Below are 22,778 nucleotides of genomic sequence, written 5' to 3' on the forward strand. Positions count from 1 at the left end.
GATATGGACGCAAGTAAGTTAGCAAAAGCATCGCTTGATGATATCGTCTTTGAAGGGCGTAACAGAGCGTACGGTGCCTACCTACTTCGCAGACTTTACAACAAGCATATCACGGTTGCCGCTATTGTAGCAATTATACTGTTCTTCCTTTTCATCAGTATTCCTTTGATCTCTGATTTGATCAAAGGAGACCAGGCGGAAGAGCAAGTGGTAGAGCGAATTGTAACAGAAGTAGACCTGGCCCCACCACCACCATTAGATGAGGCTACGCCGCCACCACCACCACCGCCGCCGCCAGATCTTCCACCGCCGCCGCCACCAGTGCGTGCTACTGTAAAGTACACACCGCCAGTAGTGAAGCGTGACGAGGAAGTACAGGAGGAGGAAGAAATTCCGGACGTAGAAGTGCTAGAGGAAGTTGATGCGGGTATAGAAACCGTAGAAGGTGACCCGAATGCACCAATGGACTTAGGTGAGATTGACGGAACAAGCGATGTGGTAGCAGAAGTAGTAGAGGAGAAGCCTTATACTTACGTGGAGCAGATGCCAACCTTCCCGGGCGGCGACGGCGAAATGATGAAGTACTTAGGCAAGAACATCCGCTACCCAGCCGCTGCACAGCGCGCCGGAGTGGAAGGCCTGGTGGTACTTTCATTCGTGGTGAGCAACACAGGAGAGATCTCCGATATCCAGGTGGTGAAAGCCCTTGGAGCTGGTACTGACGAGGAAGCCGTACGCGTTGTTAAATCAATGCCGAAGTGGACTCCAGGAAAGCAGAACGGTAGAGCCGTACCTGTACGCTACACACTTCCAGTACGATTTACGATCAAATAAGCAGTTTACCTGCTATAAAGCCCAGCCCTTACCGGCTGGGCTTTTTTTATGCCCTAAAATAAACTACACTGCATGCATACTATTTATATAAAATTCCGTATATTCAGAAAAACAGACATTTCTCCCATTAACCCAGCTACTACCGCAATGCCTTAGAATGATTGTATAATCCTAAACCCCAAAGCCATGGAAAAGAGCTATTTCTTAAGCACGACCTTCAACAACATTGTGTTCAGAGGGCGAAACAAGGCGTATGGCGCCTATTACCTGCGCCGCAAGTACAGCAAACACATGCTGCTGGCATCCACACTCGCTATAGCGACATTTTCCGGGGCATTGGTCGGTCCGTTGGTAGATACAATCTTCTTCTCAGATCCTGTCAAGTATGTGAAACCCGTCTTTGACATCAAGGAGCCTGTGGTGCTCGTGCTGCCACCCCCTCCCGCACCCAAACCGGAACCTGAGAAAGCTATAGCGCCCCCTCCTGCTCCCGCCGCCGAGAAAAACGTAGCCACCGAGAAGTTTACGAAAATACAAGTAGTAGACGATGCGACAGAAACTACTGAAACGGTGCCGGACCAAAGCAGGCTGTCGGAGGTGGTGATCGGAAAAGAAAAGATAGAAGGCGACCTGCCTGAAATACCATCTGTAAGTATAACTGAAGATCCTCCCGCAGGTTTGGAGGGAGGCACAGGCGAAGCACCCGCCGAAACGGAGCCCTTTATAGTGGTGGACCAGATGCCACAATTTAAAGGCGGGGTAGATGACCTGATGCTATATTTAGGCCGCAAGCTGCGTTACCCGGCCTCTGCCCAGAGCAACGGGATAGAGGGAACCGTAGTAGTTACGTTTGTAGTAGGCACAACCGGCGAGATAACAGACGTGGAAGTACTGAAAGGTCTCGGGTTCGGAACGGACGAAGAGGCAGCACGCGTCATACAGAACATGCCCAAATGGGAGCCTGGCAGGCAGAATGGACGCGCGGTTCCGGTGCGCTATACTTTACCTATACGGTTTAAAATGCAGTAAATAAAGAAGAATAATGGAAGAGAGCAGAAGCAACATGGTAGTTTTGTTAGCTTCTGCTTTCATTTTATAAGCATTAGGTTTATTTTTAAGGGTTAAAAAGACGAAAACCACACATGATAAGACCAAGGAGAGACGACGACACACCAAAGCAAAGTTTGTTTGGGAAATTTGCCCGTATCTTTGGCATCATCATGACCTTGCTCTATGTGGCCATGGGCATTTTTATCATGTTTGCGGGGGATAGCCTGAACCTGGATATGCCGGAAAGTATGAAGTATGCCTTAGGTGGGATTCTCATCTTATACGGAATTGTTAGATTTGTAAGAGTTTACAACAGCACGCGTTCCAACAAAAACAGATATGAAGATTAAATCACTACCTATAGCAGCCTTCGCGGGTCTTATGGCCCTGGCCAGCTGCGGCGGCGACCCTTCCACCAATCTTGACACCCCTACATCCGGCACCATCAACATCAGTGTGGATGAGTCATTCCAGCCTATTATAGAGTCGGAGATCAACACCTTTGAGGGCATCTACAAATACGCCAACATAAACGCAAACTATAAGCCCGAGGGACAGGTAGTAAAGGACCTGCTCAACGACAGCACTAAAATCGCCGTACTCTCACGGGAGCTGACGGAGGAGGAGAATGCCTATTTCAAAAAGAACAATAGAGTAGCCCGCGTGACCAAGATCGCGATCGATGCGGTGGCCCTGATCACTAACAGGCAGAACCCGGACTCGCTGCTGACAATGGACGAGCTGAAGCGGATCTTTAACGGGGAGGCAAAAAGCTGGAAAGACCTGGATGAGGATTCCCCTCTCGGCGACATCACGATAGTTTTCGATAACAACAACTCCAGCACCGCCCGCTACGTACGAGACTCGTTGATCGCAGGCAATAAATTGCCGGCAAACACGTTTGCATCAAACTCACACAAAGCCTTGGTAGACTATGTGGAGGAGAATAAAAACGCCCTCGGTGTTATAGGTGTGAACTGGGTAAGCGACTTTGACGACTCGACCGTGGTTGGCTTTTTGAACAGGATTAAAGTTCTGGGCATCAGCGAAGACCCTGCGCCAGTTACAACAGAAGCTTATTACCAGCCTTACCAGGCCTACATTGCACAGGAGGCTTACCCGCTGCGCCGTTTCCTGTATATCATTAGTACTGAAGGCCGTACAGGACTTGGCACAGGTTTTGCATCCTATGTAGCGAGTGACAAAGGCCAGCGCCTCATCCTTAAATCTGGGCTAGTGCCGGCAACCATGCCAGTAAGGGTCATAAGCCTGGATTAATAAAACGTAACAGCAACAACTAAACTATTATATGATGACTAAAAACTGGAAGTACATCGCTTTGATGGCGGCTGCTTTCCCTGCTACTGCAGCATTTGCGCAAACAGGTGACGCAGGCAGAAGAGCCGTTGACCTGGAGCGCTATGAAGAAGCTAAATCTATTTATAAGTCTCAGCTGAACAATAAGAACGCAGCCGATAATGCCTACTTCAACCTTGGCGATATTTACCTGCGCACAAACCAGCCAGACTCAGCAGCATACTACTTCAACCAGGGTATCGCTGCTAACAAAAAATCCTACATCAACCATGTAGGGCTAGGTAAGCTGGCATTGGAGCAGGGAAATCAGGCAAAAGCAGAGCAGCACTTCAGCCAGGCCCTGAGCGGCAGAGGCAAAAAAGATGCGTACGTACTTGCCATGATCGGTGAGGCCTATGTAAGTGCCCCAAACGCCACTGAAGCACAGATCAACAAAGGTATTGATTACCTGAAGCAGTCCCTGGAGCGTGATAACAAGAACGCAACGGCAAATGTTATCTTGGGTGATGCGTACCTGGCGCTGAAAAATGGTGGACAGGCGATGTCCAGCTACGACAGGGCTATTCAACTGGACCCTCAGAATGCAAATGCTTACCTGAAGCGTGGCCAGCTGTACACGAGCTCACGCAACTATAACGAGGCAGAGCAGGCGTTCCTGAAAGCCATCGAGCTCGACCCTAACTTTGCCCCTGCCTACCGCGACCTAGGTGAACTTTACTACTTTGCCGGACAGTATGACAAGGCTTTGTCTACATTCCAGAAGTATGTAGACATGGCGGAGAACACACCGGACACCAAAGCGAAGTATGCCTCTTTCCTGTTCCTGACAAAGAACTACGACCAGGCACTTAAAACAGCTGAGGAGGTACTGCAGCAGCAGCCAGATAACATGGTAATGAACCGCCTGAGAGCCTATTCATACTTAGAGCTGGGCCAACCTGACAAAGCGCTGCAAGCCATGGAGACGCACATACAGAAGGCTGACCCGAACAAGCTGATTGCCGAGGACTACGAGTACTATGGTCGCATCTTGTCAAAAAACAACCAGCATGCAAAGGCTATCGAGAATCTGGAGAAGGCACTGGCGATGAACAACGCCAACGCTGAGCTTTATGCGGAACTGGCCACTGCCTATGCGCGCAGCAACCAATACGATAAAGCCATCGAGGTGTATGACCGCAAGCGTGAGAACGTGGGCCAAAGTAACTCTGACTACTATTACATTGGTAACATCTACATGATGGCCGGTGAAGAGCAGGCTGCCAACGGCAACGCTGCCAAAGCGAATGAGTACTTTAAAAAGGCTGACGAGACGTATGGCAAAGTAACCGAGGCTAACGCTGATTACGCGTACGGTTACCTGTGGAGAGCCCGCGCCAACGCCAGCCAGGACCCGGAGACTGAGCAAGGTTTGGCCAAGCCATACTATGAGCAGTTCATCGAGAAGGCTGGTGGAGAAAAAGAAAAGTATAAGCGTGACCTAATTGAGGCTAACTCTTACTTAGGCTACTACTACTACATCAAAGGCGAACGCGACAACGCTGTGAAGTACTGGACAGAAGTTAGAACCCTTGACCCTAGCAACCCACAGGCAGAGGCCGCTCTAAAAGAGATCTCTAAGACGCCACGAAAGAAGAAGTAAAATTGCTTTAAATAAGTATATAAACAGAAAACCCGCTACTTTGTAGCAGGTTTTCTGTTTATATAGCCTTAGCACTGTACAGGCGAGCTACAAGTGTGGATTTAGATCACTCTTCCATTGTGCGGTATCAGGGCCGCTTGCCAGTCAAATCAAATGCCCCCTCCTTGTCAAAGGTAGCATTTGGACTCATTCTGTTCCTGCCGCAAGCTTACAGCTTGTGGCTTGTTCCACAACTTTTTGAGATTCGGCCTTTTTGAGGTTAACCTATCCCCTTGAGGACAAGTGAGAACGAGGGTCCGAAATTTGCGACTATAGGTCTTAGGAGTGTTTACACCTGCAGATTTACCTGTGTTGCGAATAAAAGTGCTCTGCTCTATAGCCTTACACCCCTGTAGTCCCCTCAAGGGGACAATTATTCAGAATCAGGGCTTATTCCAGAAATGTGATGGGACAAGATAAGGCTAAAAACGCACGGTTGGTTAACGGAGAGTGGTCTCGTGCCCTAATCGTAATCCTGAGGGGCAGGGGTAAGCTTGAAGGGGATAAAGAATTAATACGCATAACTCACCTTATAAGAGTATTATACTTCACAAGTTCTGGAGCGAAGGTATCAGGCTTTAAGTATAGAAACGCCCATTCCTATAAGTATGGGTTTGTCATATTTATACCAAACCACACTTTAGCACCAACACTAGATTTATACTTTACAGCTGATCTGCATACAACTCCCACTTCTCCAGCACCGCCTTGAAGTCCTCCGGAAGGTCAGAATCAAACTGCAGGAAATCCTTGGTAGATGGATGAAGGAAACCCAGCGACTTGGCGTGGAGCGCCTGTCGTGGCATCAATTTGAAGGCATTATCCACAAAGGATTTGTAGGTGCCATTGGGCATTCCGCTCAGTATCCTGTCGCCGCCGTAGGTAGCATCGGAGAAAAGCGGGTGGCCGATGTGCTTCATATGGGCCCGTATCTGGTGCGTCCTGCCCGTCTCCAGGTTGCACTGCACCAGCGACACGTATTTAAAGCTGCGCAATACCTTGTAATGCGTCACAGCATGCTTCCCATAATCTCCGGCAGGGTACACTGCCATTACCTTCCTATCTTTGGCGCTACGGCCTACATGGCCTGTAATAGTGCCCGCCTGCTCCTTGGGAACACCCCATACCAGCGCATAGTAGGTGCGTTCAATACTATGGTCGAAGAACTGCTTGGCCAGGAAAGCCATACTATAATCTGTCTTGGCGATCACCAGCAACCCGGAGGTGTCCTTATCAATGCGATGCACCAGGCCAGGCCTTCCCTCCCCATTGCGGTGCGTAGGCAGGTTTTGCAGGTGATACGCCAGCGCATTGACAAGCGTGCCGTTCCAGTTGTTATAAGCCGGATGCACTACCATGCCGGCCGGCTTGTTTACCAGCAGCAGTTCCTCGTCCTCATAAAGTATGTTCAGCGGGATATTTTCCGGCACAATATCCGTATCGCGCGGAGGTTCTGCCAGCGTAACGGTAATTACATCCAGCGGCTTTACCTTATAGCTTACCTTTACCGGCTTCTGGTTCACCTGCACCGACTCCGAACGGATGGCGCTCTGCAGTTTGTTGCGCGTCACGTTCGGCAGGCGGTCCATCAGGAACTTATCTACGCGCAGCAAGGCCTGCCCCTTGTCCACTACAATGCGATGGTGCTCATACAACTCATCTGAGTCTTCTGTGCCTTCTGTTTCTGTGTACTCTACCACGGTTATGCTTACTGGTATAAAAAAAGGAAAGCCGAAGTATACACAACGGCTTTCCCAAACTATAGAAAATAGCTTACTTAGTTCTTCTTCTTGTTGTTGTTCTTAGCTGGTGTAGTCGCTGGCTTTGCAGCTGGTGTAGCAGCAGCTGGCTCAGGAGTTTGCTGCACTTTTGCCGGGTCAACGCCAAGCTTCTTCAGTACAAGCGGAGAGATGTCGCCATCCTCAGGACCGGCAAGCAGCGCCTGGTTGCTGATCACGTAAGTATAGCCGTTCTCTTTCGCTACATCCTTGATAGCCTTATCGATCTTCGTGATGATCGGGTCTACCAAAGACTTCTCTTTTTGCTGCAGCGACATCTGAGCGTTACGCTGGAACTCCTGGATAGAGTTGTTCAGGCCCATCAGTTCCTTTTCCTTGTCTTCACGGATAGTGGCATCCATGGTGGCTGCGCCTTTCTCGTAAGCCTGCAGTTTGGTCTCGTACTCCGAGTACTTGGTTTTCAGCTGGTTTTCAAGCTGGGTGCTGTGGTCCTTCAACTGAGACTCTATTTGCTTGCTCTCCGGCAATTGCAGCAGAATGTACTCTACGTTAGTATAACCAATCTTAAGCGGCTGGTCGTTGCTTTGGGCATAAGACGCAAAGCTGATCAGAAAGAACGCTGCTACTAATAGTTTAATCTTGTTCATCATTGGTTGGTTGGTTAATAAGTATTTGGATGTTTAGTTGTTAGACTTCTTCTTTGTCGTTTTCCTGGCGGGAGGCTCCGGCTGTTGCTCCTGTGCTTCCTCTCCCACTTCAGGCAGGTTCTCCGGGTCATCCACGATGGCATCTGCCGGTCGCTCGCCTGGGGTATTCTTCCTGTCAGAGGCCAGGCCCAGCTCCTCCAGCACATACTCAGTATAGTCATGCACTGGGTTTGTGTAGATCATCACCAGGTCGCCTGATTTATCAAACATGATTTGAACACCACGGGCCTTTGAGACTTTTTCCACAGCCTCAAACACCTCATCCTGTATCGGGCGCATCAGCTCCTGGCGGCGCTTAAACATCATACCCTCGTAGCCAAAAACCTTACGCTGGTAGTCGCGCAGCTCATTTTCCTTTTTGGTAATCTCGGCTTGGCGCTTCTGCTTCATCTGGTCTGTCAGCAGCACCTCCTCGGCCTTGTAGTCCTGCTTCAGCTTATCAGCCTGCTGCTGTAGCTGCTCTATTTCGCGTTGCCAGGCTTCCGCATACTTGTCCATCTCCTGCTGCACCTGGTTAAAGGCTGGCATCTTGCTCAGGATAAAGTTTGAGTTAATATAGCCAATCTTCTGAGCCTGCGAAACAGAGGCCAGCAAAAAGCCCGCTAAAAAGATGAACAAAAACTTTTTCATACTAATTCAATTCGGGTTTTAGCGTATCTGCTGGCCAATAATGAAGTGGAACATGCCCCGCTTATCGTTCATACGACCCGGCAAGTCATCCAGTCTCCAGGCATAGTCGAAGCCAAGCAGGCCAAACGCGGCCATAAAGATCCTGGCACCCACACCCGCCGAGCGGTACAGCTTAAACGGGTTATAGTTTTTGTAGCTACCGAAGTTATTTCCTGCCTCTACAAAAGCCAGGCCATAAATAGTAGCCGCCGGGTTAGGCGAAATCAGCTGGCGCGCCTCAAACACAAACTTGTTATAGGCTATACCACCTGCCTGCAGTAACTGAGGATCGTTGTTCGTGTTTACGACCCGCTCGTCGTCATATCCACGCAGGCCAATATACTCTGTGCCTACGAAGACATTACCGCCACCCAGGCCAGATCCTCCAAGTTTAAACCTTTCAAAAGGTCCAACTTCACCGGAACCGTACGTGCCCACAAACCCGAAGTGGGCTCTTGTGTTGAATACCAAATTCCCTGCCACATTTATAAAGTATGAGGCATCAAACATCCATTTATTAAACTCAATGTACTCAAAGTTGTCGATACGGTCGGAGAACAGCGAGTACGGCGGCGTCAGGTTTACACTAAGGGAGAAAGTTGAACCACGCCTCGGGAACGTCGGGTTATCGATACTGGAGCGGCCCAGCGTATTCACGATGGAAATACTATTCGATACACCGTTATCAAACATCGTTAACTGGCCATTCTCCACAATGCTGAACAGTCCGTAGTCCTTCAGGGTGTAGCGGTTATAAGACAGCGAGTGGTTCATGTAGAAGTAGTTGTCCGGCCAGTTCAGGCGGCGGCCCAGGCTTATTGCTGCACCATCCACGTTCAGTCGGCTCAGTTCATTTACATCATCCACCTCGATGTAGGGGTTATAGATTCTCGGGTCTCTCCTGTAAATTGTTTTAAACAAACTTACAGAAAGGGAGTTTGGCTTGCGCCCTCCCAGCCACGGCTCTGTAAACGAGAAGGAGTAAGACTGGTAGGATTTACCGTTTGCCTGCACGTTCAGCGACAGGCGCTGGCCGTCGCCGGTAGGGATAGGCTTCCACTCCGACAGGTCCAGCATTTTACGGGTAGAGAAGTTGTTGAGCGACAGGCCTACAGTACCTACGGCACCGATCGGTCCGCCCCAGCCACCGGAAAGGCTAATCTGGTCATTCGGGCGCTCTGTCACGCTGTAAGCGATGTCCACCGTACCGTCTGCCGGGTTAGGAATCGGATTCAGGCCAATTGTCTCCGGGTCGAAGTAGCCAAGACCAGCCAGTTCGTTCCGGGTTCTGATCAAATCATCGCGGCTATACTTCTGGCCCGGCAAGGTGCGTATCTCACGCAGAATCACGTGGTCGCTTGTTTTGTCGTTGCCAGAAATCAGGATCTTGTTGATGGTAGCTTGCGGTCCTTCCTGCACCCGCATCTCCAGGTCAATGGAGTCGCCCTCCACGCGCATCTCCACCGGGGTGATGCTGGAGAACAGGTAACCGTCGTTCTGATAAAGTGCAGATACGTCAATGCCGGCAGGATTGTAGGTCAGGCGTTTCTCCAACTCAACCTGGTCGTATACATCGCCTTTGCTGATACCCAGCACGCGCGCCAGGTAGTCATCATCGTACAGGTAGTTACCTGTCCAGACGATATTGCGGTAGAAGTACTGCTGGCCTTCATCCACGGTGATCTGAATGCCCAGGCGATCTTCGCTGATGCGGTATACCGAGTCAGAAACGATGGTGGCATCGCGGTAGCCCTGGCTGTTATAGAAGGTGATGAGCGCCTCCTTGTCTTCCTCGAACTTGGTTCGGTTAAACTTAGAGGAGGTAAAGATCTTGTAAAACCGCTTTTCCTTGGTGTTCTTGAGCTGGCGCTGCAGCTTTTTATCCTTAAAGGCGTCGTTGCCAACAAACTCAATATCGCCAACCTTTACCTTGTCACCTTTATCCACATGTATGTTCAGCACCACGCTGTTCGGAAGGATGGAGTCCGGGCGCTGCGTGATATTCACCTTCACGTTCAGGAAGCTCTTGTCCACATAGTACTCCCGCACCACGTTACGGGTACTGTTCAGCACGGCGTCCGTCACGATGCGTCCCTTTTGAAGCGGCACCTTGTCGCGCAGCGCCTCAGCCTGCGACTTATTGATGCCGGAGAAACGGAAGTTAGAAAGGCGTGGGCGCTCCGTCAGGTTAAAGGTAAGGTAGATAACCTCCCCCTCGGTATGGGCCGTCACATCCACATCTCCCAGAATACCCTGGTCCCACAGGTTCTGGATGGCCCGACTGATATCTTCCCCTGGCACCGTAATCATGTCGCCCTCTTTCAGACCTGTCAGGGAGGTAAGCGCAATAGGGTCCAGGAACTTGTATCCGCTTACCTTGATTTCTCCAATGCGGTACTGGCGCGGCTGCTGGTAATCTATCGGAGACGGCTGGGCAGGTCTGTTTAGTACTTGGGAAGAGGCCGTGCCTGCCATTAGCAGCAACACAAGCACCCAGATGCATCTAATCATTTGTGTGTTTATCACTTTGTTAGTTGTTCACTTGTCTTACCGAAGCGGCGCTCACGGCTTTGGTAAGCTAATATTGCCTCGTAGAGATGCTCCTTCCGGAAATCGGGCCAAAGCAACTCTGTAATGTATAACTCAGTATAAGCTAGTTGCCAGAGCAGGAAATTGCTGATACGCTGCTCACCGCTGGTCCTGATCAATAGTTCGGGGTCGGGCATACCTGCTGTAGAGAGGTAGCCGGCAATGGTGGTTTCGGTTATTTCGTCAGCTTGTATAGTACCATGACCCACTTCAGCGGCAACGCGTTGCACAGCCTGCGTAATGTCCCAGCGCCCACTGTAGCTCAGCGCCAGCACCAGGGTCATGCGGTTATTGTCTTTCGTAATCTCAATGGCCTCCATCAGCTCGCGCTGGCAGGCCTCCGGCAGGCTGGCCGTGTTGCCAATGGTCTGCAGGCGTATGTTGTTTTTATTGAGGGTGGCGGTTTCCTTGCGGATGGTAGATACCAGCAGCGTCATCAGCGCCGACACCTCCTCCATGGGCCTTGACCAGTTCTCTGTGGAAAAGGCATACAGTGTCAGGTACCCCACGCCAAGTTCAGCCGCCGCCTCCACTGTGTCGCGCACGGCTTTTATAGCGTTCTGATGCCCAAAGATGCGCAGGCCGCCCCTTTTCTTCGCCCAACGCCCGTTGCCGTCCATGATAACGGCGATGTGCTTTGGTAAATTGCCTAAGTCTACTTTCTCCTTCAGATTCATTAAAACACAATTTCCCTGCAAGTTACAAAAAGCAAGAGAAATTCATGAATGATTGCCATTTAATCTAAGAGACCTGGCCTGTTCTTGTATACCGGAGGGCAGTTATAGCGGTAGAAAGTATAGGAGATGCTGATGCCGTTGTAGAAGTACCAGTCGTTGTCGTGCGGGTTGGCCAGGTTCTCCGGATATTCAGGGGAGTGTAGATAATCCAGCTTATCTGTGAAGGTTTTCCGGGCCCCAAATTCCAGACCCAGGTTCCAGTGGGTACTGAGGGCATACTTCAGCCCCAGCCCAAAGGGTATGGCCACCGTCATGTCGGTGTCAAACTCCCTGTCTACATTGCCATTCAGGTGAAGTTTCTTATTATACAGCAGGCCCGCGATACCCACAAATAGGTATGGCGACAGGCGTGGACTCTGGCTGCGGTCATAGTAATCCAGGAAGTTGTACTCCATTACGCCCGAAAGCTCCAGCAAACTCAGGCGCAGCTCAGCCTGCCGAAAAGCATGCAGCGGACGCTCGTCAAAAGCCTCATCACTGAATGTGTTATCGTCAATTAACCGATGGCTGCCCATAAAGCCTCCCCGCAGCGTGATGGCATTGGACATGTCGCGGCGATAAAAGACGGTGAGCGCAGGCTGGTTGTTCAGAAAGCGGTAGTTGGGTGATATCTCTCCCTTATAGTTGGCCCCGCCGATACCGATCCCTATCTCGGAAGTAGTAACTGGCTTTGGTGCCTGGGCGCTTGCAGCTAGGCCAAAAAAAACACTCCCTATCTGCACGAGTAGACAAATAAGGAGTGCCTGTTTTAAGGTACGTAATGTCATGTATTCTGAGCAAAGTTTAGTTGAACAACGCAGCCGCTGTCCGTTCTATTATCTAAACTTCGGACTTCTAATGCGCGGTGTTAAAATATAGTTAATGGTTAAGCCTGTGGTAATGTACCAATCGTCATCTGATCTTTCGCCTCTCTGCTGGCCGTCTCTGCCGTAGCCTCTTACGATATCGTAAGGTGTACCGCTTGGGTCTGGCAAAGTATTAAAGCCTGAGCCTGCGCTTCTATCAGAAAGTATGGCGGCAGCAGTAGGGTTCTCTCCTCCCCCTGCCAGGATATTGGCTTTAGAGGCATAGCTTGTGCTTACGTCATCCAGGTAATCGGTGAAAGTCTTTCTCCAGCCTATCTCCAGGCTCAGGTCCCAGTATCTGTCAATCTTGTAGCGAACACCCAGACCAAAAGGAATGGCGATCTGCACGCGTTTGTAAGGGTCCGGGTAATCGCCTCCAGAAGCATACTGCCCCTCGGTACCTAAAGGTTGCAATTCATACCAGCCATCTGCAATATCAGCATCGCCAAGGTTGCCTTGGGAACCGCTTTCATAATACGCTTTAGGATTGTGGTGCATAACTGCCACACCCAGGAAACCATACGGCACAAAGTCCGGACGGCGCTGGAAAGTACTGCGGTTTTCGAACAGGTCTACGATAGCTACGGCGCTCAGTTCTTTAATATCGTTTCTGAAAGAGAGATTCCTGCCGAAGCGACCTCTGTTCTCCCCTTCATTCTGTGAAGCGCTCAGGGCATCATCTCCGGTGATACGCCCCCATGTAAAGCCTACGCGGTAAGAGAAGCGCGGCGCGAAACGGTAAGCGTAACTGATGCTTGCACTAGGCCTTGTAGACTTAAAGCGGAAACTCGTAAAGTCTGGCTGCGGCACGATGTCTCCGAAGTAGTTCATGGCCCCTAGAGAAAAGCCTACGGTGCCATACTGCTTACGCTTCGTCCAACGCTGCGCTTCGGCGCCTGGGGCGCAAAGTGTAAGCATAAAACCGAGCGTCAAAACAAGAGTACAAAGTTTCTTCATAATAGAGAAATATATAAAAGGTAGCGTATCAGTAAGCTTGTATTCACCCCAAATTAATAGAAGCCAAAAATAACGAGAATACCGGACTAACAAAATAATATAACAGATATATTTAATATTATTTTATGATGCTATTCCGCTTGTCAAGCCCCCAATTCAGCTTGCTCCGAAGTGTTGATAGAAAGTTAACATGGTGAAGCTTTACCAGCCTGGCCACAAAAGCCTCCCTCCGCACCGCCAACTGCACGTTCATGTCCACTGATGTAGACCTGGAATCCAGCGCAGCCAGATAGCTGCTGCTGCGCCCCTCCACCTCAAACGAGATCACGGTGCGATCAGACACGATCATGGGCCGCACGTTCAGGTTATGCGGACATACGGGCGAAATAACAAAATTGTTGGTCTGCGGTAGCACCAGAGGTCCCCCACAGCTAAGCGAGTACCCCGTGGAACCGGTGGGCGTGGCCACCACCAAGCCATCGCCCCAGTAAGAGTTCAAATATTCACCATCTATATACGTATGCACCACTATCATGGACGAAGTATCGCGCTTTAGTATACTAAACTCATTCAGCCCGAAATTGATGCCGTTAAACACCTCCTGGTCAGAATCCACGCGGATAAGCGCGCGGTCATCCAGGGCATAATGGCCTTTATAGAGCGCGTCTATTGCGATGTTTATACTATCGTAAGGGATGGTGGCCAGAAAGCCGAGGCGGCCGGTGTTGATTCCAAGTATGGGCAGCTGCTGCGCCCCCACATAGGTAACCGTATCCAGCAGGGTGCCGTCGCCGCCAATGCTCAACACCACATCCACCCCCTCCAGCTTATCGCCGCGCCTGAAGGTTTCGATGCCGGTAGGCAGGTTGATGGTATTTTTCAGGTACAGTTCAAAGTGCTCTACCAGGCACAGCTGGGCCTTGCGGCGGTGCAGCTCATCAAAAAGCGCCTGGATAAAGGGGCTGATGTCATCGGTAAAGGGTTTACCAAGTATGGCAATTTTCATAGTAGTCGTGTTAAAAAGGAAACCTTGCGCTAAAGTATAATCCGGTGTCCCCCTCCCGGTTCAGGGTATACTCCAGCCGTAGTACGATGTCGTAAAAGGTCACGGCATGCAACCCCATCCCGCTGCCCAGCAGCAGGCGGTTCGTGAGCGGGTTCTTCTGCCCGAAAACGTCATCCACCACGTACCCGGCGTCAGTAAAAGCATTAAGGTAGAGCGCCAACGGCACACTGTTGAACTTCGGATTATCTATAAATGTAAGCTTTATACTTTTAATATCCAGCAATTTCCGCGTCAGGCCCTGTTTAAAAAGCCCGTAGTGCTGCCCCCCCACCACGTATAGCTCGTAGCCGCGCACGTAGGAGCGGTAGCCCAGCGCAACGTTATCGGCAAAGGCATGCCTGCCGGCCAGCCGCAGCTGCCCCTCCGCCCCCGCCATGTACGTATACTTGCCCGGGAGCGGAAGATACCGCACATACTTGGCCCGGGCCGTGGTATACGGCGAACCAGATTTTTCCAGGAAAAGCGTTTGCCCCAGGGCAGCCTCAAAGTAGCTCCCCGCCGTGGGGTAGGCAAAATTATTGCGCAGGTTGATGACCCTGTACAGCTCCACCCGGGCGTACTGCCGCTCCCGCTGCGCATCCCGGTAGTAATCGGGGTTCAGGAAGGCCACGGAGTCGGAGATGTGCTCGTTGAAGTAGGACAGCCTTAGCCCCGACTGCCGCTGCACGTTCTGCCGGTGCACCAGCGCCGCCGACACCGAGCTGCGCTTGATGGGCATGCCATTCTCCTGCTCAAAGAAACGCTGCTTGTTATTCAGGTTGGTGTAGCTGATGGTGCGGCTACGGTAGTCGGCCACCGAGAAATCTGCCCCCAGGTTATACTTGCGCCATACGTATGGGATGCGGTAGCCCAGTTCCAGGCGCTTGTTAAAGCCCCGCTGCACCCGCACGCGCACCTCCTCATTACGGCCCCTGAAGTTGCGCCGGATCAGGTTGAGGCCATAGTCGATGCGGCTCCAGTCCTTTTTCTCCAGCCAGGCGTTAAAATTACGGTCGGCAAAGTCAAAAATAGGGATGGGATACAGGTAAAAGCGCTCCTGCACCTGGTAGGTTACCTGCACCAGCCCTTCGGAGCAAGTATACGTGTAGTTAACATGGTGGAACAGGCGGAGGTTGAACAGGCGCTTCTGGTTCTCCTGTAGCAGCGGCTCCAGCTCCTCGGCCAGTATGGTGTCGCCGGGGGCAAAGGTGAGCTCGCGCAGCATTACCTGGCTTTTGGTGGTCTCGTTCCCGGCCAGGCTAATGTCGGCTACCACCACGGCAGGCACCGTGCAGGGGTTGGCCAGCGCTGCGGCTCCGGTAAAAAGTACAAGTATAAACAGGAAAGCTCGCAGCGGCATTTATGCAAGCATTAAATGTCGAGGTATTTGAAGAGCATGTCGAGGCGGTCGCGGCCCACGTCGTAGTCGGTGTTGTCGTTAAACTGGGCGGTGATGCGGTACTCAAAGCGCTCGAGCGTGGCGATGATGCGGCTCAGGTCGGTGGTGTTCAGCTTCAGGGTCAGCTTGATCTTGTAGGGGTCCAGCTCGTCCGGCGACACGTAGGCGCTCAGAATCTTGGTTTTTTCCTCCTCGATCAACCGGCTGATCTGGGCCAGCGAGTAGTCGCGCTCCGGCATGGAAAGCACCAGTATACTTCCCGAGCCCTGCAGCGCCGACATCTGCCCGAAAGCCGCCAATGTATCGTTAATGGTGATCACACCCATGTAGTCATGCTCCTCGTCGAGCACGGCCACGACCTGAATCTTGTTCTTGATGGCAGCCTCCATCACATCGTAGAAGTGCTGCTGTCCCTGCACGTGCACCTCCTGGAACTCCAGTTCCAGATCCTTGAGTTGGCGGGTACGGTCGGGCAGCTCGATTAGGTTAAGCTCGGTGGCCAGCCCCATGTACTTGCGGTTGCTTACCACCGGCAACTCGTTTACGCGGAACTCATCCATCCACCGCAGCGCCTTGTCTACGGTGTCGTAGAACTTCAGCGGCGGAATCATTTGGTTGATGAGTTCTTCTGCGATCATACGGATGAGGCGGTTATCGGTGTTCTTTCTAAATACTTTTCTAAGATACTGTTAAACTTCTCCGGATGTTCCATCATTGGCGCGTGCCCGCACTTATCTATAAAGAATAAATCAGAGTTATCGATGAGCCTGTTAAACTCGTAGGCCACCAGCGGCGGCGTGATCGTATCGTTCAGTCCCCAGATTAACAACGTAGGCACCTTAATGTTTGTGATATCCTTGGCCATATTATGTCGCTGGGCCGATTTGGCGATGGCGATGATGCGCAGGCACTTGGCATTGCTGTTGGTGATGCCGAACACTTCGTCCACCAGCTCCCTGGTAGCCGTTTTGGGGTCGTAGAACGTATAGCCCACGCGCTCCTCCACATACTCATAGTTGCCGCGCTTCGGAAAAGAGCCGCCCATGGAGTCCTCGAAGAGGCCGGAGCTACCGGTTAGCACCAGGCGCTTTACCATTTTCGGGTTGTTCAACGTATACACCAGCCCTACGTGGCCGCCCAGCGAGTTACCGAGCAGGGTCAGGTTCTGCAGTTTTTTGAGTTTCACGAAGCCCTCCACAAAGTTCACCAGCCCCGGCACGCCAGCCTTGTGCAGCGCCATCTCATAGATCGGCATCAGCGGAATGACCACGCGGTAGTTCTTCGAGAAATGGTCCACAACGCCGTTCCAATTGCTGAGTGCCCCGAAAAGGCCATGCAGCAGCAACAGCACCTCTCCTTCTCCCTCATCAATATACTGATATTCTCCTTCTTGTTTGACTTGTAAATCCATGAATCGAAAAAACTTTTATAAGAAACCTGTGTGCTGCCCTTGCTTATACTTTCTGCAGCAGTAGCCGGTTTCCGGAAATTGCCCCAGACGCATGCAGCGGAAGTATACGTTTGCCTGCTCTGCAAAGTATGAACAAACATGGAGCCTTAACGGCCCGATGCCTGCGCAATATTAACAATACTAACCCAATTTTGAAGCATCTGCAAGCCATAAGTGGTGAGGGCGGCCTCAGGGTGGAACTGCAGCGCGTAGAGCGGCAGCTCCCGGTGCCGGAACGCCATCAGTTCCCCCTCCTGCGTGTGGGCCAGCGGTATTATACTTTCCGGCGTTTGGCGCAGCACCAGCGAGTGGTAGCGCACTACTGGCATCGTGGCTGGCAAGCCTTCAAAAAGAGGGTCTTCCGCGCAGGTGATCTCCGATATTTTGCCATGCATGGGCCGCAGCCCCTTCTCCAGCTTAGCCCCGAAGAACTCGCCCAGCGCCTGGTGCCCCAGGCAAATACCCAGCATCGGCACGCGGTTATGGTAATAGCTGATCACCTCCATCATACTTCCGGCACCCTGCGGCGCCCCCGGCCCTGGCGAGAGCACCACCGCCTCAATAGGTAGTTTCTGTAGCTCCTGCAGTGGTACGTCGTTCCGCTCCACCCGCACTACCACTCCCAGGCGGCCAAAGTAGTCGACCAGGTTATAGGTAAAGGAGTCGAAATTATCGAGCAGGAGAAACATGGGAAGTTAAAGAGTTGGGGAGTTAGAGAGTTAAAGAGTTTAGGAGTTAATGAAGTATAAGCCTTTGTTTCTCCTTACCAGTAAATGAATATCGGAGCTGCTGCAAAATATGAACATCATATTAAACAATCCTAACTCCTCCACTTTCTAACTCCCAAACTCTCAAACTCCTAAAAGTGTTGCCTGAGCGAGGTAATGAGCGCCTTGATGAACGGGAGTACGTAGCTCAGGATGTCGAGCGCGTAAGGCGTTGTCTTGAGCACCACCGGGTATACCATGGAGGCATCGGCCGTGTCCTGAGACACACTGATACCGGCCATCTCCGACACGTATAACAGCAGGCTCAGGGCCAGGCACCATTTCAGGGCGCCCAGTATGCTCCCCAGCATATTATCGAAGAGGCCAAAGGGGGTGAAGTCGATCACTTTCTTGAGCAGCAGGCCACCCAGGTGGATGAGCAGGATGATGCCTACGAACACTATCAAGAAGGTAACGTAGGGCAACAGCCCGTGCGCATCGCCAATAAAGCCGGCCATCAGGGGCAGGGCCGTGTCCAGCAGTTTCAGGCCTCCAAGTATGGCCAGCACCAGCGCCACCAACGACACCAACTCCAGCAGCAGTCCTCTCCGGAAGCCCATAAAGGCACCATAGACAATCGGAATGGCCAGGAAAAAATCAAACGTACTCATATCATCATAAAGGGTGGAAGCAGCCGGAAATCATACTTCTCAAGTATAGCACGGCCATACTTTACATGTAATTTGCAGCTGTTGCCGCCGTGCAAAACCAGCGGCAACAGCTGCAAATTTATACTTTAAAAATCAGTATTGCTCAACAACTCGCCTACGGTTTGTGAAATAGCGCGCCCGTCGGCCTGGCCTGCCAGCTCTTTGGTGGCCACGCCCATCACCTTGCCCATGTCTGATGGCCCGGTAGCACCCACACGCTGGATGATCTCCACCAGACGGGTGCGCAGGTCGCCCTCGTCCAGCTGCTTGGGCAGGTAATCTTCAATCACGGCCAGCTCCGCCAACTCAACCTGCTCCAGGTCGGCGCGGCCCTGCTGGGCATACAGCTCCGCCGACTCGCGGCGCTGCTTGGCAGCTTTGGTCAGGAGTTTCATTTCAGTGTCCGGCGTGATGCCCTCGGTGCCGCCCTTCTCGGTCTCGGCCAGCATAATCTGGGATTTTATACTTCTGAGCGCCTGCAGACGGGCTTTATCCTTGGCCAACATCGCTTGTTTGATATCGGCATCGATGCGTTGTTTTAGAGTCATAGTTTTCTGGTTTTATACTTTTATCTGGTTGAGGTGCTATTGCTTACGTGGCCTGCGCCCTTTTATATGCATGTATGGCTGGTGCAAGAGGCTGTCATCTTAAACAAAATTCCGTTAATTTAGTCATTCTATTACGTAAGAAGACGACAGGGCTGCGGCCCGCAAATCAGAGCCATGACAAAGCTGAGTGTAAATATAAACAAAATAGCCACGCTGCGGAACGCCCGCGGCGGCGACAGGCCAAATGTTGTGCAGGCTGCCAGGGACTGCGAGCGCTTCGGCGCACAGGGAATCACCGTGCACCCGCGCCCCGACGAGCGCCACATCCGCTACCAGGATGTGTACGACCTGAAAGAAGTGGTGACGACCGAGTTTAACATCGAAGGCAACCCGACGCCGGAGTTCCTGAAACTGGTAAAAGAGATCAAGCCGGCACAGGCCACCCTGGTACCCGATGCCCCCGATGCAATTACGTCCAACGCCGGCTGGGACACCCTAAAGCACAAAGACTTTCTGACGGACGTGATCCTGGAGCTGAAGGAACTGGGCATCCGCACCTCCATTTTTGTGGATCCGGAGGAACGGATGATAGAAGGCGCCGCATTGGTGGATACCGACCGGGTGGAACTGTACACCGAGGCCTACGCCAGCGGCTTCCCTAAAGACCGCGAGCAGGCTATTGCGCCATACCTGGCTGCCGCTAAAAAGGCGCAGGAATTCGGCATCGGCCTGAACGCTGGGCACGACCTGGACCTGGACAATCTGAAATACCTGCACGACACCTTGCCGGGCTTGCTGGAGGTAAGCATCGGCCACGCTCTTATCTGCGATGCTTTATACTTTGGCCTGGAAAACACGATCCAGCTTTACCTTCGCCAGCTTAAGTAGTGTTGCAAAGTATAAACATAGAAGAATTCCTGCGGTTGTCGGAGCGGCTGCCCGTGCTGGATGCCCGCGCTCCCAAGGAGTATGCCGTCGGCCACATGCCGGCTGCAAAAAGTTTCCCTATTTTCTCGGATGAGGAGCGTGCCAGAGTGGGCACCGCCTACAAGCAGCAGGGCCACGACCCGGCTGTATTAATTGGCCTGGATCTTTTCGGACCAAAGATGTCGGGCTTTGTGAAGCAGGCAACCAAACTGGCCCCTGAGAAAGAGGTGCTGCTGCATTGCTGGCGCGGCGGCATGCGTAGCGGGGCCATGGCCTGGCTCCTCGACTTTTCAGGGTTCAACGTATACCTGCTGCAGGGCGGCTATAAAGCTTACCGGCAGTACCTGCACCAGCAGTTCGAGAAACCGCGCAAGCTACTTATACTTAGCGGCTTTACCGGCAGCGGGAAAACGGACCTGCTGCCCTACCTGCAACAGCAGCACCAGCAGGTAATCGATCTGGAAGGACTTGCCAGCCACAAAGGCTCTGCCTTCGGAAGTATAGGCATGGACCCGCAACCTTCAACCGAGCATTTCGAGAATTTGCTGGGAACCGAGTTGCTTACACTTGACAGCGCCAAGCCTGTCTGGCTGGAAGACGAAAGTATAACCATCGGCCGGGCGCAGCTCCCAAAGCCATTCTTCGACCAGATGCAGCAGGCGCCAGCTATCGTGCTGCATGTGCCGCTGCCGCTGCGGGTGCAGAAACTGGCAGAAGAGTATTGCCAAACCGATAAAACCCTGCTGGAGGCAGCCATCCTGAAAGTAAAGAAACGCCTGGGCGGGCTGGCCACCAAGGAGGCGCTGGAGGCTATCGAAACCGGCGACATGGAGAAAATGGTAGAGATTGCCCTCACCTACTACGACAAAGCCTATGGCTACGAACTGGCCAAAAAGCAGCACGTGCTGCAGTTGGAGCTACAAAGTATAAACCCCGAAGAAAACGCCGCCAAAGTGCTGGCCTTCGCCAAACAACACCATCTGATTTAACTGTTATGGAAGAGATATCTGCCCAAAGTATAAAACTTACCCAGTATAGCCATGGAGCTGGCTGCGGCTGCAAAATAGCACCCAAGGTGCTCGACTCTATCCTACACTCCGACATCACCTACCCCGAGGAAAAGCGCCTGCTGGTAGGCAACAGCTCCCGCGACGATGCCGCCGTGTACGACATCGGAAACGACCGCGCCGTGATCAGCACCACCGACTTTTTTATGCCGATTGTGGATGATGCCTTCGACTTTGGCAGAATTGCCTCCGCTAACGCCATTTCGGATGTGTACGCCATGGGCGGCACGCCCATGATGGCGATTGCCGTATTGGGCTGGCCTGTGGATAAGCTCGCGCCCGAGGTTGCCAAACTGGTGATGGAAGGCAGCCGCAGCATTTGCCACGAGGCTGGCATTCCGCTGGCCGGCGGCCATAGCATCGACAGCCCTGAGCCTATTTTCGGGCTGGCCGTAACCGGCATGCTCGACATCCCGAACCTGAAACGCAACGACACCGCCTCCGCCGGCTGCGAGCTCTACTTAACCAAGCCACTGGGCGTGGGCATACTGACCACTGCCCAAAAGAAAGCCATCCTTAAGCCGGAGCACGCACAACTGGCACCACAGCAAATGATGCAGCTTAATAAAATCGGTGCGGAACTGGGCCAGCTGCCCCAGGTAAAAGCCATGACCGACGTAACCGGCTTCGGTTTGCTGGGCCACTTATCTGAGATGTGCGAGGGCAGCAACGTAAGCGCTGAAGTATACTTTGACAAAGTGCCTGTGATACCGGAGGCATTGGAGTACCTGGCACAGAAAGCGGTGCCTGGCGGTACACACCGCAACTTCGACAGCTATGGCCACAAGATAGCCGGCCTCACCCCGGACCAGAAACACCTGCTCTGCGACCCCCAAACCAGCGGCGGCCTGTTGGTTGCTGTTGATCCGGCGGGTCGAGAGGACGTTCTGGCCGTATTCGGGAAGTACGGCCTGCAACTGGAGCCTCTGGGTGTGCTGAAAGAGCGTGGTAACTCGCAGCAACTAATTCAGGTACTATAAGCATTGATCATTTATAGAGCACATGAAACTACACTATAAGGAAATGGGCCACGGCCAGCCGCTGCTGATTCTGCACGGCTTGTTTGGCACATTGGATAACTGGGCAACCCTGGCCAAGCGATTGGCAGAACATTATAATGTTTTTCTGGTAGACCTGCGCAACCACGGCCGCTCCCCCCACGACGAGGAGCATAACTACGATGCCATGGCTGATGATGTACTGCGCCTGGTAGACGAGTTGCAGATTCCCACTCCCGCCATTATGGGACACTCCATGGGCGGCAAGGTGGCGATGAAGTATGCCCTGAAATACCCCACCCGCCTTACCAGGCTAATTGTGGTAGACATTGCCCCTAAGGCCTACCCGCCGCACCACGACGAAATCATAGAGGCATTGCAGTCGGTGGACCTAAGCAAGGCGACCAGCCGCAGCGAAATAGATCAGCAGCTGGCAAAAAGTATAAAAGAAGAGGAGGTGCGCCTGTTCCTGATGAAGAACCTCTACCGCAAGGAGGATAACACCTTTGGCTGGCGCATGAACCTGGATGTACTGGAGAAGAACTATGAGCATATCGCCGCTGCCATTACCTCTGACACGCCGTTCAAGAAGCACGCCCTGTTCATTAAGGGCGGACGCTCCGGCTACATCAAGCAGGAGGATATCTACAGCAACATAGAGCACCTCTTTACCTTGGTAGAAGTAGAGACCATACCAGAGGCAGGCCATTGGGTACACGCCGAGGCACCTGACCAAGTATACGAACTGGTGACCAGGTTCCTGAGCACTGACTAAAACCGGTGATTAAAGGGGTTAAAATGT

At 52.2% G+C, this 22,778-nt stretch carries 23 protein-coding genes; 9 read left to right on the forward strand and 14 right to left on the reverse strand.

The window, feature by feature from the left end; all coding sequences use genetic code 11:
• Positions 1–3: 3 nt before the first annotated feature.
• The 5 genes from OH144_RS15700 to OH144_RS15720 all read left to right on the forward strand — a co-directional run bounded on the left by OH144_RS15700 (position 4) and on the right by OH144_RS15720 (position 4,843).
• Positions 4–834, forward strand: coding sequence for an energy transducer TonB (locus OH144_RS15700; RefSeq protein WP_266203218.1), 831 nt, complete (start codon positions 4–6; stop codon positions 832–834).
• A gap of 186 nt (positions 835–1,020) precedes the next feature.
• Positions 1,021–1,863 carry an energy transducer TonB gene (locus OH144_RS15705; protein WP_266203219.1) on the forward strand — a complete coding sequence of 281 codons (843 nt, stop codon included), beginning with the start codon at positions 1,021–1,023 and terminating at the stop codon, positions 1,861–1,863.
• Between the two features lie 113 nt (positions 1,864–1,976).
• Positions 1,977–2,234 (forward strand): hypothetical protein, encoded by a 258-nt coding sequence (locus OH144_RS15710; RefSeq protein ID WP_266203220.1) that lies wholly within the window; start codon positions 1,977–1,979, stop codon positions 2,232–2,234.
• Entirely contained in the window at positions 2,224–3,162 is a 939-nt protein-coding gene (locus tag OH144_RS15715; RefSeq protein WP_266203221.1) for a PstS family phosphate ABC transporter substrate-binding protein, read from the forward strand. The genes OH144_RS15710 and OH144_RS15715 overlap by 11 nt, the downstream gene beginning before the upstream one ends.
• A gap of 31 nt (positions 3,163–3,193) precedes the next feature.
• Positions 3,194–4,843, forward strand: coding sequence for a tetratricopeptide repeat protein (locus OH144_RS15720; protein WP_266203222.1), 1,650 nt, complete (start codon positions 3,194–3,196; stop codon positions 4,841–4,843).
• 704 nt (positions 4,844–5,547) lie between these two features.
• Here the strand turns inward: OH144_RS15720 and OH144_RS15725 are convergent.
• The 14 genes from OH144_RS15725 to OH144_RS15790 all read right to left on the reverse strand — a co-directional run bounded on the left by OH144_RS15725 (position 5,548) and on the right by OH144_RS15790 (position 18,984).
• Complete coding sequence (locus OH144_RS15725; RefSeq protein ID WP_266203223.1) at positions 5,548–6,582, reverse strand: RluA family pseudouridine synthase; 1,035 nt, start codon at positions 6,580–6,582, stop codon at positions 5,548–5,550.
• Between the two features lie 77 nt (positions 6,583–6,659).
• Positions 6,660–7,271: an OmpH family outer membrane protein gene (locus OH144_RS15730; protein WP_266203224.1), complete on the reverse strand. Its 612-nt coding sequence runs from the start codon at positions 7,269–7,271 to the stop codon at positions 6,660–6,662.
• Positions 7,272–7,301: 30 nt separating this feature from the next.
• Positions 7,302–7,958, reverse strand: coding sequence for an OmpH family outer membrane protein (locus OH144_RS15735; protein WP_266203225.1), 657 nt, complete (start codon positions 7,956–7,958; stop codon positions 7,302–7,304).
• Between the two features lie 18 nt (positions 7,959–7,976).
• Complete coding sequence (gene bamA, locus OH144_RS15740) at positions 7,977–10,508, reverse strand: outer membrane protein assembly factor BamA (RefSeq protein WP_266203226.1); 2,532 nt, start codon at positions 10,506–10,508, stop codon at positions 7,977–7,979.
• Between the two features lie 11 nt (positions 10,509–10,519).
• Positions 10,520–11,263 (reverse strand): isoprenyl transferase, encoded by a 744-nt coding sequence (locus tag OH144_RS15745; protein ID WP_266203227.1) that lies wholly within the window; start codon positions 11,261–11,263, stop codon positions 10,520–10,522.
• Between the two features lie 59 nt (positions 11,264–11,322).
• Positions 11,323–12,090 (reverse strand): type IX secretion system protein PorG, encoded by a 768-nt coding sequence (porG, locus tag OH144_RS15750; RefSeq protein WP_266203228.1) that lies wholly within the window; start codon positions 12,088–12,090, stop codon positions 11,323–11,325.
• 48 nt (positions 12,091–12,138) lie between these two features.
• Positions 12,139–13,086: a DUF6089 family protein gene (locus OH144_RS15755; protein ID WP_266203229.1), complete on the reverse strand. Its 948-nt coding sequence runs from the start codon at positions 13,084–13,086 to the stop codon at positions 12,139–12,141.
• A 157-nt stretch (positions 13,087–13,243) separates the two neighbouring features.
• The gene (locus OH144_RS15760) at positions 13,244–14,131 is read right to left on the reverse strand and encodes an NAD kinase (RefSeq protein WP_266203230.1); all 888 of its coding nucleotides are present in this window, start codon (positions 14,129–14,131) and stop codon (positions 13,244–13,246) included.
• Between the two features lie 10 nt (positions 14,132–14,141).
• A complete protein-coding gene (locus tag OH144_RS15765; RefSeq protein WP_266203231.1) occupies positions 14,142–15,530 on the reverse strand; it encodes a BamA/TamA family outer membrane protein in 1,389 nt (462 codons plus the stop codon).
• 11 nt (positions 15,531–15,541) lie between these two features.
• Entirely contained in the window at positions 15,542–16,207 is a 666-nt protein-coding gene (locus OH144_RS15770) for a cbs domain containing protein (protein WP_266203232.1), read from the reverse strand.
• Positions 16,204–16,980, reverse strand: coding sequence for an alpha/beta fold hydrolase (locus OH144_RS15775; RefSeq protein ID WP_266203233.1), 777 nt, complete (start codon positions 16,978–16,980; stop codon positions 16,204–16,206). Before OH144_RS15775 ends, OH144_RS15770 begins: the two co-directional genes overlap by 4 nt.
• Positions 16,981–17,126: 146 nt before the next feature.
• Positions 17,127–17,708, reverse strand: a complete 582-nt coding sequence (locus tag OH144_RS15780) for an anthranilate synthase component II (protein WP_266203234.1) — start codon at positions 17,706–17,708, stop codon at positions 17,127–17,129.
• A gap of 170 nt (positions 17,709–17,878) precedes the next feature.
• Positions 17,879–18,397, reverse strand: a complete 519-nt coding sequence (locus tag OH144_RS15785; RefSeq protein WP_266203235.1) for a CvpA family protein — start codon at positions 18,395–18,397, stop codon at positions 17,879–17,881.
• A gap of 125 nt (positions 18,398–18,522) precedes the next feature.
• Entirely contained in the window at positions 18,523–18,984 is a 462-nt protein-coding gene (locus OH144_RS15790; protein WP_266203236.1) for a GatB/YqeY domain-containing protein, read from the reverse strand.
• A gap of 174 nt (positions 18,985–19,158) precedes the next feature.
• Here OH144_RS15790 and OH144_RS15795 point away from each other — a divergent pair, with 174 nt between their 5' ends.
• The 4 genes from OH144_RS15795 to OH144_RS15810 are packed head-to-tail and all read left to right on the forward strand — an operon-like array spanning position 19,159 to position 22,751.
• Positions 19,159–19,872, forward strand: coding sequence for a pyridoxine 5'-phosphate synthase (locus OH144_RS15795; protein ID WP_266203237.1), 714 nt, complete (start codon positions 19,159–19,161; stop codon positions 19,870–19,872).
• Positions 19,872–20,900 carry a tRNA 2-selenouridine(34) synthase MnmH gene (gene mnmH / locus OH144_RS15800; RefSeq protein ID WP_266203238.1) on the forward strand — a complete coding sequence of 343 codons (1,029 nt, stop codon included), beginning with the start codon at positions 19,872–19,874 and terminating at the stop codon, positions 20,898–20,900. Before OH144_RS15795 ends, mnmH begins: the two co-directional genes overlap by 1 nt.
• Before the next feature lie 5 nt (positions 20,901–20,905).
• Positions 20,906–21,958, forward strand: a complete 1,053-nt coding sequence (selD, locus tag OH144_RS15805) for a selenide, water dikinase SelD (RefSeq protein WP_266203239.1) — start codon at positions 20,906–20,908, stop codon at positions 21,956–21,958.
• Positions 21,959–21,980: 22 nt separating this feature from the next.
• Positions 21,981–22,751: an alpha/beta fold hydrolase gene (locus OH144_RS15810; protein ID WP_266203240.1), complete on the forward strand. Its 771-nt coding sequence runs from the start codon at positions 21,981–21,983 to the stop codon at positions 22,749–22,751.
• Positions 22,752–22,778: the final 27 nt, after the last annotated feature.

The sequence above is a fragment of the Pontibacter kalidii genome (assembly GCF_026278245.1).
Lineage (GTDB): Bacteria > Bacteroidota > Bacteroidia > Cytophagales > Hymenobacteraceae > Pontibacter > Pontibacter kalidii.

Bases quoted from the DNA above. Each gene is read 5' to 3' on its own strand.
- OH144_RS15700 (WP_266203218.1), top strand. From the start codon at position 4: ATGGACGCAAGTAAGTTAGCAAAAGCATCGCTTGATGATATCGTCTTT.
- OH144_RS15705 (WP_266203219.1), top strand. From the start codon at position 1,021: ATGGAAAAGAGCTATTTCTTAAGCACGACCTTCAACAACATTGTGTTC.
- OH144_RS15710 (WP_266203220.1), top strand. From the start codon at position 1,977: ATGATAAGACCAAGGAGAGACGACGACACACCAAAGCAAAGTTTGTTT.
- OH144_RS15715 (WP_266203221.1), top strand. From the start codon at position 2,224: ATGAAGATTAAATCACTACCTATAGCAGCCTTCGCGGGTCTTATGGCC.
- OH144_RS15720 (WP_266203222.1), top strand. From the start codon at position 3,194: ATGATGACTAAAAACTGGAAGTACATCGCTTTGATGGCGGCTGCTTTC.
- OH144_RS15730 (WP_266203224.1), bottom strand. From the start codon at position 7,271: ATGATGAACAAGATTAAACTATTAGTAGCAGCGTTCTTTCTGATCAGC.
- OH144_RS15735 (WP_266203225.1), bottom strand. From the start codon at position 7,958: ATGAAAAAGTTTTTGTTCATCTTTTTAGCGGGCTTTTTGCTGGCCTCT.
- bamA (WP_266203226.1), bottom strand. From the start codon at position 10,508: ATGATTAGATGCATCTGGGTGCTTGTGTTGCTGCTAATGGCAGGCACG.
- OH144_RS15745 (WP_266203227.1), bottom strand. From the start codon at position 11,263: ATGAATCTGAAGGAGAAAGTAGACTTAGGCAATTTACCAAAGCACATC.
- porG (WP_266203228.1), bottom strand. From the start codon at position 12,090: ATGACATTACGTACCTTAAAACAGGCACTCCTTATTTGTCTACTCGTG.
- OH144_RS15755 (WP_266203229.1), bottom strand. From the start codon at position 13,086: ATGCTTACACTTTGCGCCCCAGGCGCCGAAGCGCAGCGTTGGACGAAG.
- OH144_RS15760 (WP_266203230.1), bottom strand. From the start codon at position 14,131: ATGAAAATTGCCATACTTGGTAAACCCTTTACCGATGACATCAGCCCC.
- OH144_RS15765 (WP_266203231.1), bottom strand. From the start codon at position 15,530: ATGCCGCTGCGAGCTTTCCTGTTTATACTTGTACTTTTTACCGGAGCC.
- OH144_RS15770 (WP_266203232.1), bottom strand. From the start codon at position 16,207: ATGATCGCAGAAGAACTCATCAACCAAATGATTCCGCCGCTGAAGTTC.
- OH144_RS15775 (WP_266203233.1), bottom strand. From the start codon at position 16,980: ATGGATTTACAAGTCAAACAAGAAGGAGAATATCAGTATATTGATGAG.
- OH144_RS15780 (WP_266203234.1), bottom strand. From the start codon at position 17,708: ATGTTTCTCCTGCTCGATAATTTCGACTCCTTTACCTATAACCTGGTC.
- OH144_RS15785 (WP_266203235.1), bottom strand. From the start codon at position 18,397: ATGAGTACGTTTGATTTTTTCCTGGCCATTCCGATTGTCTATGGTGCC.
- OH144_RS15790 (WP_266203236.1), bottom strand. From the start codon at position 18,984: ATGACTCTAAAACAACGCATCGATGCCGATATCAAACAAGCGATGTTG.
- OH144_RS15795 (WP_266203237.1), top strand. From the start codon at position 19,159: ATGACAAAGCTGAGTGTAAATATAAACAAAATAGCCACGCTGCGGAAC.
- selD (WP_266203239.1), top strand. From the start codon at position 20,906: ATGGAAGAGATATCTGCCCAAAGTATAAAACTTACCCAGTATAGCCAT.
- OH144_RS15810 (WP_266203240.1), top strand. From the start codon at position 21,981: ATGAAACTACACTATAAGGAAATGGGCCACGGCCAGCCGCTGCTGATT.